Origin of the sequence: Streptantibioticus rubrisoli (assembly GCF_024436055.1) — a bacterium.
GTDB classification, from domain to species: Bacteria; Actinomycetota; Actinomycetes; order Streptomycetales; family Streptomycetaceae; genus Streptantibioticus_A; species Streptantibioticus_A rubrisoli.
Genome location: NZ_JANFNH010000003.1, coordinates 268,060 through 281,059 on the forward strand (window position 1 = coordinate 268,060; position 13,000 = coordinate 281,059).

Sequence of the window (13,000 nt, forward strand, 5' to 3'; positions counted from 1 at the left end):
GGACGCGGATCACTGTACGGCCCACCCGGAACCGCGACGGAACCGGCGGTGCGCTACCGCCGAAGCACCGGCCGCGCGGCCGGGCGTGGGGCGACCGCCCTCGGCACGGCGGCCGAGTGAACCGTGCCGGAGCCGATCACCGCGGCGTTGAAGGCGCCGCTGTAGGCGTCCGTACTGTCCAGCGGAGCGTTGTCGTTGGTTTCCACCAGGATGGGACGGACCTGGCTGCCCGCGCTGGTGATGCCCTCGTAGTCACCGAGGAAGTGGCCGCCCGCGTTCGGGGCCTGCAGCCAGTCGAAGACCGGGGATATCCGGCGCTCGGTGGGGTAGTCGGGGTTGCCACCCGGCAGAGTCACCAGCCAGGCGGCCGCGGGCAGGGTCGTGGTGTTGCCCGGGGTGAGATAGCGAAGGTCGTAGTAGGTCAGGGCGACGGTGCCGTGGCTGTCGACGGTGATCGACGGGGTGAACGCGGGCGCTCCCGGCGCCTGGTTGACGCGGGCCGGTCCGGACCAGGTGCGGCCACCGTCGGTGGAGTGCACGAGTTGGATGGCGTCGTACTGTCCACCGGTGAACTCCGAGCCCTCGTAGGCCACGTACAACTCACCGGAGTGCGGATCGATCGCGGCCGCCGGGAGCCCGCCGCCCGCCCGCAGTGCCTTGGCCGGGTCCGTCGGCGCGTTGGGGTCGACCTCGGGAACGGAGGTGTCGGTGGCGACCTTGACCGGCTGGCTCCAGGTGCGGCCCTGGTCGGTGGAGGTGACGACCGCGAAGTGCGCGTCGGTGGGCGTGGTCGCGTTGTAGTCCGAGTACGTGATCGAGTCGAAGAAGTCGTACAGCGTCCCGGTGCGTGGGTTGACGACGACGACGTTGCCGATCGTCTGGGTGTTGGGGACGGCGGCCGTGTTCACGAACGGCTGTGCCGTGGACCAGGTGCGGCCGTGGTCATGGGTGATCGAGATGTACGCCGGGCCGTCGAAGTGCGGGTGCGCGCCCGTGGTGACCTGGTCGATCCGGTCCCAGACCTGGTAGGCGGTGCCCGGGTGCACCGGGTCGGCGGTGACCGAGTTCTTGTCGTCGCCGATGGCTGGGTCGTTGTCCGCGATGAGCTGGGTGGTGTTGCGCCAGGTACGGCCGCCGTCGTACGAGGTGGCCGCGGCAACGCCGTTGCGGGCGTCGGTGGCGTCGAAGACCAGGCCGCTGGAGTACGCCGTGCCGTCCGGGCCGACGCTGATCCAGGCGTCGGACGCCCGCTGGTACGGCACACCGCCGGGCGCGCAGTGGCTGAACGGCAGGGGAGATTCGGTGAAGTGGGTGCCGTCGGTGCTGTAGGTGGCGGTCAGTCCGCGGGCGCCGCCATCGGCCCAGCGGTCCTGCTGGAAGACGCCGATCACATGGTGCGGGTGGTGCGGGTCGACGGATATGTACGGCTCGACCTCACTGGACGGCCAGTTGGTGGCCGAACCGTCGCCCTTGATGTTGCAGTTGGCGTACGGGTCTCCCGGTGAGGCGAGGGAGACGGGCTGACCGTCGCTCCCGGCGGGAGCGGAGCTGGCCGGACCCGCGTGGGCGGTACCGGCCGCCGCGGCGAACAGCAGCGCCGCCGCGGCGACGGTGGTGCGAGCTCTTACACGCATGAGGAACCCCCTGGAACCCTTGAGTGGTACGGCGGTGACACACGTGAATCGCGCAGAGCTTACTCGAACATGACAACTGTCCAATGGCACTTGTGCGGTTTCCCGCGCGACGCGAGCTCGCTCAGGCGTGACCATGGGTCGGCAATCACGGCATTGTTGGCACAACACGTCATGACGGGAGGAATCGTGCGTATCGGTTTGACGGTGACATCGTTCACCTGGCCCGGCGGACCGGAGGCGATCGGCCCGACCCTGGGGCGCGTCGCCCGCGACGCCGACGAGGCGGGGCTGGCGAGCCTGTGGGTGATGGACCACTTCTGGCAGATCCCGATGAACGGCGCCGAGGACGAGCCGATGCTGGAGGGGTACTCGGCGCTGGCGTTCGCCGCCGCGCACACCCGGCGGATCCGCCTCGGCACGCTGGTGACCGCCGCCGTCCACCGGTATCCCGGTGTGCTGCTGAAGACGGTGACCACGCTGGACGTACTCTCCGGTGGCCGCGCCTGGTTGGGCGTCGGTGCGGGGTGGTACGACGCGGAGGCGGCCGGGCTGGGCATTCCGTTTCCGCCCGTCGCCGAGCGGTTCGAGCGGCTGGAGGAGACGCTGCGGCTCGTGCGGCACGCCTGGTCGGCGCAGCCGCGGCCGTTCGAGGGGCGCCACTACGCACTGCGGCGCCCACTCATCTCGCCCGCGCCGCTGACCGCTCCGCGTCCGCCGATCCTGGTGGGCGGCTCGGGCGAGCGCAAGACACTACGGCTGGTGGCGAAGTACGCCGACGCCTGCAACCTGTTCGACACGCCCGAGATCCCGCACAAGCTGACCGTGCTGCGCGAGCACTGCGAACGCGAGGAACGGCCCTACGAGGAGATCGAGAAGACCGTGGTCGCGCGCCTGCCGCTGACCGGCCCCGGCGGATCCGTGGACCAATGCGCCGACCGCTGCGAGGAGTTGGCGGCACACGGTATCGAACACGTCATCCTCAGCCTGCCCGACATCCACGACCCGCGAGCCATGGAACGGCTCGCGGAACTCGTCGCCCGGGTCAGCAGGATGATTCCCGCGGGGCGGTCCTTGGCGTAGGGGGCGTTCAGGGGATGACGGGAGCTGAGGTCAGATACCCCGGCGGGACGTGTTTGCCGTCCGGGGTGCGCTTCTCGCCCCGGCAGGTCTCCACCCAGCCGCCGAGCAGAAGCACGCGGCGTGTCATCACCCTGCGGACCCGCGTGTCCCGGCTGAGGCGATCCCAGTCGTAGACCAGGCACACCCGCGGATCGTTCCCCGCGGCCCGCATTGTCCGAAGGAGAGTGTCGAAAGCGGGTCGGCGGTCGTTCGTGAGGGCGTAGTCGCCGTTGTCGCGCCACCACCCGCCGAATCCCCAGCCGTGCGCGGTGACGTACTCGCCACACGCTTCCAGACGGCGCTCCAGTTCGGCCGTGCTCTTCGTTGCGCAGCGGTCATAAATGAACGCGAGAGGGACCTGTTGGTAGATCAAAGGGACTCCAGTGGCGGTGTGTGGTCGTCCGCACACAGACTGCTCGTCTTGGAGCGCGTCGAGTTTCACAAGCTGTGAAACATCAGGTGATGCCCAACCAGTGGGCCAGCCCGACCAAGGAGTCTTTCCGGTACTTCTCCAGCTCGATCAGTGTCCGCACTGTTTCACGTACCTGCGGATGGTTGCGAGCCTGCTCCGGCGATACCTTCCGGGCCGCCGCAACGGCCTCGACGGCCTTGTCGCGCTGGCCGTAGTCCAACCAGCCCTTGGCCAGGTCCATGTACCAGCGCCCGGCCCGTACCGGCGCAATCCCAGCCGGAAGCCTCGTTGACTCTGCCAGGCGGGCGATCCGTGGCCCGTCGTACAGCTCGACCGCGACTCCCAGGGCGTGGATGTCGACGTTCGTCGGTCCGAACTCCAGCCCGTAGTGATTGGCGTCGCCGCCCAGTACCCGAGCCGTATCACGCGCAGCGGAAACGTGGTCCCAGGCGGCTTGGACGTTCGAGGCGCGTGCCGCGAAAATGGCCGATCGTAGATGCGTCGCGCCGTACACGGAGAGCATCGCCGGTTCCATACGGGCGATGTCGTCGCCGAGGTCGCCGCGGACCCGGTCGAGCAGCCGCATGCCGCGGTCGTAGGCGGCGGCCTGCATGAACAGCGTGGACCGCTGCCATTGGGTGCGGGCCACGCGCAGCGGATCCCCCGACTGCTGTGCGGCCCATTGCACCCGGTCCATGCCTAGTGACCGCAGGTCGAACTCCCCCAGTGCGTAGGCGATTGCGGTGACTCCGGTGTACGCCTCGGATAGCAGGCCGAACAGGTGCTGCTGCTCGCGACCGTCAACGGCGTGGCAGGCGGTGCACAGCTCGTCGAGGAGTGCGGGCAGCATCTGCCCAAGCTGCGCGTAGCGGGCTTTGCGGCCGAGCAGCGATGCCCTGGCCACGTCTGTGGCGAGGTCGTTGGGCGGGCGAGCGGGCAAGTCCTCATCGGGAAGGTCCCAGGAGAGCAGGGATCGTCGGATGTGCGGGATGGCGGCGAGCACACGGCCCTGTCGAGCGTCGTCGTACGGCTGCGCGGTGAGTTGCTCCACCCGGATGCCGAGGGCGCGGGCGGCACCGGCGGTGAGTGACGGGCTGGCTGGCTTGTGGCCTCGTTCGACTTGGGCGATGAGGGATTTCGAGCAGGGGATGCGCCGGGCCAGCTCTGTTTGCGTCAGCCCTCGTGTCTTGCGGGCCTGCGCGATGCGCCGACCAATCCCCGCCCGATCATTCAGGGCATCCGGCATACCGAACTCCGTCCTGGCCTCGACAACCGGAACGGTACCCCCAATCGGCCATGCGGGGATCGCCTCTCTCGCCGGGGCTCCTCTACCAGATCAATTCCGTGCTGGCGGGCGCGGAGGCGGTGAACAGCTCGTTGACCGCGCGGACTTCGAGGCGGGTTGCCGACTCTCCCGGCGCGCGGCGCAGTTCGGGGCCGTACGCGGCGAGTTGGCATGTGCCGCCGAGGAATCTGCGGCCGCCGTCGGGGAGTAGCTGGTGCACCTCGTAGTGCCGGACGGGGCAGGGCGACCGCCCCCAGGACAGCCGTAGCCGCGGCTCCGGTCCGCGGCACGGTGAGCGCGGCGGTGGCCGCGGCGGCGCTCAGCAGGACGGTGCGGCGTCTTGGCTGCCCGGTCATCGGTGTGCCCCCTGGATGGTTCGCAACGAGGTGATGCCACGGGACGCCAAGTACCCGGCGTCCGTGGCGCGTTCGGCCAGTACGACGGCCGGGCGCAGCCCCTGCGCCGCCAGCCGCGTCCACGCCTCGAAGAACCCGCCGCCCGGTGCGCAACCGGACCGGGCGGGCGCGCCGTACGCGTCGCCCACGTCGAGCACCAGCGCGGTGCGGCGCGGCGGTGGTCGGTGCTCACGGCCGCGCCACCGCTGGGCGATCCGGGCGACCGCCTGGCCCACCGGTTTGACCTCGCGGTCGTTGGTGAGCAGCCCGAGCCCGTACTCCAGCTCCGGGAAGTCGGCCAGCGACCGGTCCACGTCGTGCGAACACCACCACGTCACGCCCCAGACTCCCGCGCAGTCAAGCGCGTTGGCGACGGTGGCCTCGGCGAAGGTGGCGGCGCACTCGGGCGGGATGTGCGGTGCGGGGGCGCCGACCTCCTGCAGCCACACCGGGCGGTCCGGGCGGTCGGCCCAGGCCTTGGACAACTCGATCAGGTAGGCGGCGTGCTGCTCGGTGGCGGTGCCGCTGGCGCCGTGCCGCTGCGCGGTGCCGTTGAACACCCAGGAGTGCACGGCGGTCATCGCACCCAGCCGGGCCGAGTGCGCGGGGGTGAACGGATGGCCGTCGTGGTACCAGGCCGCGTCGTAGCTGGCGTGCAGGTGGCAACGGCCCGGCGCGCCGCGCTCGCAGGCGTCGAGCATCCGCCGTAGCCAGTGCGCCGCTTGCTGATGGGTGACCGGATCGGGGTCGGGGTGGGGCGCGGCCGAGAACTGGTCGATCTCGTTTCCGACGGTCATGCCGAGGAAGTTGGACCGGTCGGCGAGCGCCTCGGCCAGCGCCCGCAGGTACTCGGCCTGCGCATCTGCCACTGTCGGATCGGTGAACAGGTTGCGGCGGTGCCAGGTGGTGGTCCACGACGGGACGAAGTCGAAGCTCGACAAGTGTCCTTGCAGACCGTCGACGTTGACGTCGAGACCTCGTTCCGCCGCCGCGTCGACCAGCCGCACCAACTGCTCCACGGCGCGCGGCCGGATCAGCGTGCGGTTGGGCTGGAAGACCGGCCACACCGGGAAGACCCGGATGTGGTCCAGGTCCAGCCGCGCGATGGAGTCGAGGTCGGCGCGGACCTCGTCCAGGTCGAAGTCCAGCCAGTGGTGGAACCAGCCGACCGTCGGGGTGTAGTTCACGCCGAAACGGACCATTCGGGGCCTCCTCAGCCCTTGACCGAGCCCTCTGCGACCCCGCGGAAGAAGTACCGCTGGAGGCAGGCGAACATCACGACCAGCGGCGCGACGGCGATCACCGTCCCGGCCGCGACCAGCCGCTGGTTGCTGGAGAACGTGCCGTGCAGATAGTTCAGGCCGACCGTGAGCGTGAACTTCGAGGAGTCGGAGAGCACGATCAACGGCCACAGGAAGTCGTCCCACGAGCCCATGAAGGAGAAGACCGCCACCACCGCGAGTGTGCCCTTGACCGAGGGCAGCGAGATCCGGGCGAACCGCTGCCAGACGCCCGCGCCGTCGATGACCGCCGCCTCCTCGGTCTCGTACGGCAGATGACCGAACGCGTCGCGCATCAGCAGCACGTTCATCGCCCCGACACAGCCCGGCAGCACCACGGCGATCAGCGTGTTGTTCAGGCCGAGTTGGCGCATCAGCGTTAACTGGGCGATGACGATGCTCTCCAGCGGCACCAGCAGCGCCAGCACGAACGCCAGCGTCGCGGCCCCGCGGCCCCGGAAGCGCAGCCGGGCCAGCGCGTATCCGGCCAGTGAGGCGCCGACCAGATTGGTCACCACGTTGGCCACCGCGACCGTCAGCGAGTTGAGCGCGTAACTCCAGACCGGGACGATGTCCGCGACGCCCTTGTAGTTGCCCAGGGTCGGATGCCGCGGCAGCAGGCGCGGCGGAAAGGTGTAGATGTCCTCGGTGCGGCCCTTGAGCGAGGTGGACAACTGCCAAAGGAACGGTCCGACGGTGATCACCAGCACCGCCAGCAGCACGACATAGCGCAGTACGCGCCCCCACACGCGGGTCACGGCGCGTCCTCACCGCGACCGGCGCGCAGCACCAGCAGCATCAGCGCCAGAGTGATCACGAACACCACCAGGGAGAGCGCCGAGGCGTAGCCGACCCGCCCGGACAGTCCGGTGCCGGTGCGCTCCACCAGCATCACCAGTGTGGTGTCCGCTCCGGCCGGGCCACCGGTGGGACCGGCCATCAAGAAGACCTCGGAGAACACCTTGAAGGCCGCCACCGACGACAGCGCGCCGACCAGCACCATGGTGGAGCGCACCGACGGCACCGTGACGCTGAGGAACCGCCGCACCGCTCCGGCGCCGTCGACCGAGGCCGCCTCGTGCAGCTCCCGTGGGACGTTGGCGAGCGCCGCGAGATAGATGACCATGTAGTAGCCGAGGCCCTTCCACACCGTCAGGGCCATCGCGCTGAACAGCAGCAGCCAACCGTCGCCGAGGAACGGCACCGGCCCGGCGCCGAGTGCGTGCAGGATGCCGTTGACCAGCCCCCGGTCGTCCAGCATCCAGTTCCAGATCAGCGCCACCACCACGACCGAGGCCAGCACGGGGGTGTAGAACGCGGCACGGAAGAAGCCGACGAAGCGGATGCGCGGCTGGACCAGCAGGGCGAGCAGCAGCGGCAGCAGCACCGTGCACGGCACCACCAGCGCCACGTACAGGGTGCTGTTGCGCAGCGCGGTCCAGAACTGGTCGTCGTGCAGCATGTCCTGGAAGTTGCGCAGCCCAACCCAGTGGCCCGGCAGCAGTGTTCGCGCGTCGGTGAAGGAATGCCAGACGGTGGTCAGGAACGGGTACAGGTCGAACACCGCGATGACGGCGAGGCCGGGCAGCAGGAACAGCCAGGGGCTGGCGGCCCGATGGGTCCTGGCCTGGTGTGACGGGCGCATCCCGGGCGCCTCAGCCCTGCTTGAGCAGTTCGTCGCCGCGCGCGACGGCGTCGTCCAGCGCCTGCTTCGGTGACTTCCTGCCCTGCAGCGCGAGGGCGACCTGGTTCTGCAGGACGGTCTTCATCTCGTCGCTCATCACCACCGGGGTGTAGTTCACCGCGCCCTTGAGTATCTTCGCGGCGGCCACCCGCACCCGGCCCTCGTCGGTGCCGTCGTCCTTCGTCCAGTACGGCTCGTCCAACGAGCCCCTGGTTGACGGGAATATGGCGACCTTGTGCGCGACGGACTCCTGGTTCTGCCGGTCGGTGACGAAATAGGCGAACGCGATCGCCGCGGGCTTGTGCCGACTGCCGTTGTTGATTCCCAGGCCCATTACGTACATGTTCGGGTGGCCGGTGTTGTTGGGTGCGTCAGCGATTCCCAGGTTCTTGTAGAGGGTGGGCGCGTTCTCCTTGAAATTGCTCAGGTCGTGCGCGCTGCCGGGATTCATCGCGACTTTTTGTTCCAGGAACTTCTGGCCGGACTCCTCAGGACCGTTGGTGAGCGCCTGGGCGTCGAGTGCTCCGTTGTCGTAGAGCTGCTTGTATCTGGTGAGGAGTTCCACGCCCCTGGGCTCGTTGTAGGTGAACTCGGTGGCGTCCGCGTTCATCAGGCGCACGCCGTAGCGGCCGAAGTCCTCGATGGCCGGGGTCGCGGCCAGCGTCGCGACCCTGCCGCCGGAGTGTCTGGCCATCGTGTTGGCGTCGGCGAACAACTCGTCGTAGGTTCTCGGGGGTTTGTCGGGGTCGAGCCCGGCCTGGGCGAACAGCGCCCTGTTGTAGAACAGCGGCCCGGTGTTGAGGTACCACGGGAAGGCGTAGCCGCCGTTCAGCCCTGGCATCTCGTTGGCCTGCCAGGCTTCCGGGGTGTACTCGTCCTTGTACTTGGTGCTGGCCGGTTCCTTGTCCAGGTTCACCAACACCCCGGCCTTCGCCAGCGGATAGGCCAGGTCGGGGGAGACGTTGACGACGTCCGGCAGGGTACCGCCCGCCGCGTCGGCGCTGAGTTTGTCGGCGTAGTGGTCGGCGGGCTGGTCGATCCACCTCACCTTTGTGTCCGGGTACTCCTTCTCGAACCGGGCGATCAGGCCGTTGAAGTAGTCCTTGTAGTTGGCCCGCAGGTTCCAGGTCTGGAAACTGATATCGCCCGCGACTTTCCCGTCCGCGCTCGATCCACCGTCCGCGTTTCCTCCGCAGGCGGTGAGCGCCGCGGCTGCCAGGAACAGCGGTAAGGCGGCGCCGACCGCCTTGTGGGAGCGGGTTCCACGGGATATGGGCATGGCCGGTGAACTCCTTCGGTCGGTACCGGGAGTGGCGGTCACGACCGTGCACCCGGTGAGTGGGCGCCGTCAACACTTCCGTCGGCAACTAATGCGCTTTAGCATCGAGTTGCCCAAGCGCTTTGGGCCGTTGCCGTGGCCCGGCACGTCATGACCTGGAAAGGCCTGTGCATGCGCCGTTCCGCTCGCCGCCCCACGATCAAGGACATAGCGCGCCGGGCCGGTGTTTCGCAGAGCGCGGTGTCGTTCGCGCTCAACGACCGGCCCGGGGTCTCACCGGCCACCCGGGAGCGGGTGCGGCGGGTGGCCGAGCAGTTGGGCTGGCAGCCCAGTACGGCGGCACGGGCGCTGTCCGGCGAGGGCGCGGCCACCGTGGGGCTTGTGCTGGCCCGGCCCGCACGCACCCTCGGGGTGGAGTCGTTCTTCCTGCGACTGGTCTCCGGCGTTCAGGAGGCGCTGGCGGAACGGCGGTTGGGGCTGCTGTTCCAGGTGGTGGAGGACGTGGCGGCGGAGTGCGAGGTATACCGGCGCTGGTGGGCCGAGCACCGGGTGGACGGTCTGCTGGTGGTGGACCCGCGCCACGCCGACGCCCGGCCGGGACTGCTCGACTCGCTGGGGCTGCCCGCGGTCATCATCGGGGGCCTTGAGTCCGGGTCGGCGGACGGCGCGGCCGAGTATCCGGCCATCTCCGAACTGCGCACCGACGACGCCGGGGCGATGGCGTCCATCGTGGACCACCTGTACCAACTCGGGCACCGCCGCATCGCGCACATCGCCGGACTGCCGGAACTCGCCCACACCCGGCGGCGGACGCACTCGCTGCGCGAGGCGGCGGGTGCGCTCGGGCTGACCGAGGTGCGCTCGGTCAGTACCGACTACTCGGACGCGCAAGGCGCGGCCGCCACGCGTGCGGTACTGGACGATGCCCGTCCGCCGACAGCCATCGTCTACGACAACGACGTGATGGCGGTGGCCGGGCTCGCCGTCGCCACCGAGCGGGGGCTCGCGGTGCCGGGCGATCTGGCGATCGTGGCGTGGGACGACTCGGTGTTGTGCCGCAGCACGCATCCGGGGCTCACCGCCCTGGTCCGGGACACGGGCGCCTTCGGCCGCCGGGCGGCCACGGCGCTGCTCGCGCTGCTGGACGGTGAGCCCGCGGTCCACGTCCTGGACGAGCGGCCGCGGCTGACGCCCCGGGGGAGCACGGTGCCTTTGGCGGCAAGCCGCCAAGCCCACGGGAAGGCGTTGGGGTCCTGACGCTATGGGGCATAAGGTGCTGTCCCGTCATGTCTGGCCTAGATGGCGGTAATTCTCCAATAAATGGCAAAATTCGGTAACCGCCTCCATACCCTTCGCCGCCCGGGTCGTTGGGCAGAGCCCGAGCCTGATGTGTCACATGCTCGTTGTCGGGGCTCGTTCTCAACGTTCTTGGAGGCAACACACCATGAAGTCCCTCACGACGTCGTCGGCCGTTCGCGGCGCCTGGGTACTGGTTGGCGGCGCCGCCGCTCTGCTGCTCGCGGCGGGCGGCGCCTCCGCCGCTCCCTCGGTGGGCAGCGCCCAGCACCACCACGGAAAGCACCTCGCCAGGGGCCATGAGGTCAGGCTCAACCGCCACCACCACATCCGTCATATGCGCCACTTCCACCACACGCACCTGCGCCACCACACCACCATGCACACCGGTGTGATGCGCCACGAGCAGATGCGCCACGAGCAGATGCGTCACGAGCAGATGAACGCGCACCGCGACATGCACATCAAGCGATGACACCCGGTCGGATACGGGCCGACCCGAGCCGCGCGGCGCCCCAGTGGGCACCGTGCGGCTCCATGTGTCACCGCTCAGCGGAAGATGCCGGTGTGGCCCAGCGAGTACCGGCCCGGCTGCGGATACACACACAGACCGTGCGGTCCGGCGCCGACCCGGATCCGGTCGACCAGCCTCCCGGTACGGGTGTCGATCTTGTACACCTCGGAGTTGTAGCGCCCGGACAGCCACAGGATGTGGCCGTCCGTGGAGACACCGCCCATGTCGGGACTGCCGCCGCTCGGCAGCCACCACTTGTTCACCAGCTTGCCGGTGGCGAACTCCAGTACCGATATGGACCCTTCGCCGCGGTTGGAGACGTAGAGGTACTTCGAGTCCCGGCTGACGTAGGTGCCGTGCGCGCCCCTGCCGGTCTTCAGCAGGGCGGGGGCGGCGAAGGTGTCGCCGTTGAGCACCCACACCCCGTCCGCGGTCATATCCGCGATGTAGAAGGTCCTTCCGTCCGGTGAGAGCTTGACGTCCTGCGGCATCGCGCCCTGGTACGGCAGCCGCTGCTGACCCACCACCTTCATCCCGGCGGTGTCGACCTTGAGCAGTTCACCGGAGAACTCACAGGAGACGATGAAGTACTTGCCGTCGGGCGAGAAGTCGGCGTGGTTGACCCCGCCGCAGTGGACCGGCACCGCTTTGTCGACGGCCATGGTGTGGGCGTCGCGGAAGACCAGTTGCCGGTCCTGGGAGGCCATCACCACCGCGTGCCTGCCGTCCGGCGTGAAGTACAGGTTGTAGGGGTCGTGCACGTCAACCGGCGTCCCCACCTTGCCGGTTGCCGGGTCTATCGGGGTAAGCGAGTTGCCCAGGTCGTTGTTGACCCACAGGGTCTTCAGGTCCCAGGACGGCACAACGTGCTGCGGCTGACGGCCCACCGGAATCGTCCTGATCACCTTGTCGGTGGCCGGATCTATGATCGAGACCGTGTTGGAAATGGTGTTCGGTACATAAACGAGGTTCGGGAAGTTCCGTACAGCGGGGGAGAGCGCTCCCGGCCGGTCGGCCGCATAGAGGTCGTGCGCGTCGAGCGGGGGCGGCATGCCGGGCAGCCCGTCGAACGCCACGCCTATGGTGCCCGCCCCCGGCGAGGTCGAACTCCTCGGCCGCGACGGGGGGCTGTGACGGCTGCCGAGCGATGCGCAGCCGACGGCGACGAGCAGGCACACGACCGCCAGCAGCGCCGTGTGGAGCGGGGTACGGGGTATGGCACGCATCAGGTCAGCAACTCCGAGGTGGTCACCGCGCGCAGACCGCGCTGCTTGAGGCCGTCGAGGAGGGCGGGCAGCGCTTCGACCGTGCCCGCGTGCCCGAGGTGCAGGCTGACCACCGACCCGGGGCGCACCTGGGCGAGCACGGTACGGCGCACCGCCTCGGCGCCCGGATCGGTGTAGTCGAGGGAGTCCACGTCGTACGACAGGACATGGCGGTACCCGGCGGCGCGGGCCAACCGCTGGACCAGCGGGGTGGCGTACTGGGCCTGTGACGGCCGGAACCAGCGGCCGATGCCACCGGTCAGGCCGCGCAGCCGGTCGGCGCACCGGGTGATCTCGGCCGATGCCTGGGGCGCGGGCATGGTCGAGATGGAGCGGTGGTTCTGGGTGTGGTTGCCGAGTTCATGGCCGCCGTCCAGGACCCGGTGGGCCATCTGCGGATAGGTGTCCAGCCAACTGCCCACCGCCAGCACGGTGATGCGCGCCCCGGCCCGTTCCGCCTCGCCCAACAGCCCTTCGGCGAGCCGGGGTTCGCCCTGCCCGTGGAACGTCAGCGCCACCATCTGACGGTCCCGTGGGCCGTGGCTGATCTGGTCCGGCAGCCCGGCGGGGAGCGGCGCCCCCGGCGAGCGCGACGCGGCGGCGCTGGGTGGCGCCGCCGCACGGGGCGTTGAGGCGTGCGGTCGGCCGCCCGAGCACCCGGCGGTCAGGGCGGCGGCGGCCGCGGCCAGAACACTGCGGCGGTCAATGGACATCACTGAAACATTGTGTACAGGCTTCGCTATCCGGGCACCGCTCAATACCGCCTTTCGGGGGGTCGCGCGCGATACCTCCGAATGAGTTTTCGCAAACAGTATTTGTCATGGAAATGACAGCGGG

At 69.4% G+C, this 13,000-nt stretch carries 13 protein-coding genes; 3 read left to right on the forward strand and 10 right to left on the reverse strand.

Going from position 1 to position 13,000, the window contains the following annotated elements:
- Window positions 1–53: 53 nt before the first annotated feature.
- On the reverse strand, window positions 54–1,634 hold the full coding sequence (locus NON19_RS06155) for a sialidase family protein (protein ID WP_255925598.1): 1,581 nt from the start codon (window positions 1,632–1,634) through the stop codon (window positions 54–56).
- A gap of 186 nt (window positions 1,635–1,820) precedes the next feature.
- Between NON19_RS06155 and NON19_RS06160 the strand changes: the two genes are divergently transcribed.
- Window positions 1,821–2,714, forward strand: a complete 894-nt coding sequence (locus NON19_RS06160) for an LLM class F420-dependent oxidoreductase (protein ID WP_255925599.1) — start codon at window positions 1,821–1,823, stop codon at window positions 2,712–2,714.
- Window positions 2,715–2,721: 7 nt separating this feature from the next.
- On the opposite strand, the gene NON19_RS06165 is transcribed toward NON19_RS06160, so the two are convergent.
- The 7 genes from NON19_RS06165 to NON19_RS06195 all read right to left on the reverse strand — a co-directional run bounded on the left by NON19_RS06165 (window position 2,722) and on the right by NON19_RS06195 (window position 9,088).
- Window positions 2,722–3,126: a recombinase family protein gene (locus NON19_RS06165; RefSeq protein WP_255925600.1), complete on the reverse strand. Its 405-nt coding sequence runs from the start codon at window positions 3,124–3,126 to the stop codon at window positions 2,722–2,724.
- Between the two features lie 82 nt (window positions 3,127–3,208).
- Complete coding sequence (locus NON19_RS06170) at window positions 3,209–4,411, reverse strand: helix-turn-helix domain-containing protein (RefSeq protein ID WP_255925601.1); 1,203 nt, start codon at window positions 4,409–4,411, stop codon at window positions 3,209–3,211.
- 82 nt (window positions 4,412–4,493) lie between these two features.
- Window positions 4,494–4,712, reverse strand: coding sequence for a GH85 family endohexosaminidase C-terminal domain-containing protein (locus NON19_RS06175; RefSeq protein ID WP_372514009.1), 219 nt, complete (start codon window positions 4,710–4,712; stop codon window positions 4,494–4,496).
- Window positions 4,713–4,802: 90 nt separating this feature from the next.
- Window positions 4,803–6,047, reverse strand: a complete 1,245-nt coding sequence (locus NON19_RS06180) for a glycoside hydrolase 5 family protein (protein WP_255925602.1) — start codon at window positions 6,045–6,047, stop codon at window positions 4,803–4,805.
- Between the two features lie 11 nt (window positions 6,048–6,058).
- Entirely contained in the window at window positions 6,059–6,883 is an 825-nt protein-coding gene (locus NON19_RS06185; protein WP_255925603.1) for a carbohydrate ABC transporter permease, read from the reverse strand.
- Window positions 6,880–7,770, reverse strand: coding sequence for a carbohydrate ABC transporter permease (locus NON19_RS06190; RefSeq protein WP_255925604.1), 891 nt, complete (start codon window positions 7,768–7,770; stop codon window positions 6,880–6,882). The genes NON19_RS06185 and NON19_RS06190 overlap by 4 nt, the downstream gene beginning before the upstream one ends.
- Window positions 7,771–7,780: 10 nt before the next feature.
- Complete coding sequence (locus tag NON19_RS06195; RefSeq protein WP_255925605.1) at window positions 7,781–9,088, reverse strand: ABC transporter substrate-binding protein; 1,308 nt, start codon at window positions 9,086–9,088, stop codon at window positions 7,781–7,783.
- Window positions 9,089–9,259: 171 nt separating this feature from the next.
- Between NON19_RS06195 and NON19_RS06200 the strand changes: the two genes are divergently transcribed.
- Together NON19_RS06200 and NON19_RS06205 are read left to right on the forward strand one after the other, a co-directional pair.
- Window positions 9,260–10,345: a LacI family DNA-binding transcriptional regulator gene (locus NON19_RS06200; RefSeq protein WP_255925606.1), complete on the forward strand. Its 1,086-nt coding sequence runs from the start codon at window positions 9,260–9,262 to the stop codon at window positions 10,343–10,345.
- Window positions 10,346–10,532: 187 nt separating this feature from the next.
- Window positions 10,533–10,859, forward strand: coding sequence for a hypothetical protein (locus tag NON19_RS06205; protein WP_255925607.1), 327 nt, complete (start codon window positions 10,533–10,535; stop codon window positions 10,857–10,859).
- A 74-nt stretch (window positions 10,860–10,933) separates the two neighbouring features.
- Here NON19_RS06205 and NON19_RS06210 read toward each other — a convergent pair whose 3' ends face one another.
- Together NON19_RS06210 and NON19_RS06215 are read right to left on the reverse strand one after the other, a co-directional pair.
- Window positions 10,934–12,124, reverse strand: coding sequence for a YncE family protein (locus NON19_RS06210; protein ID WP_255925608.1), 1,191 nt, complete (start codon window positions 12,122–12,124; stop codon window positions 10,934–10,936).
- The gene (locus tag NON19_RS06215; RefSeq protein WP_255925609.1) at window positions 12,124–12,876 is read right to left on the reverse strand and encodes a polysaccharide deacetylase family protein; all 753 of its coding nucleotides are present in this window, start codon (window positions 12,874–12,876) and stop codon (window positions 12,124–12,126) included. The genes NON19_RS06210 and NON19_RS06215 overlap by 1 nt, the downstream gene beginning before the upstream one ends.
- Between the last annotated feature and the right edge of the window lie 124 nt (window positions 12,877–13,000).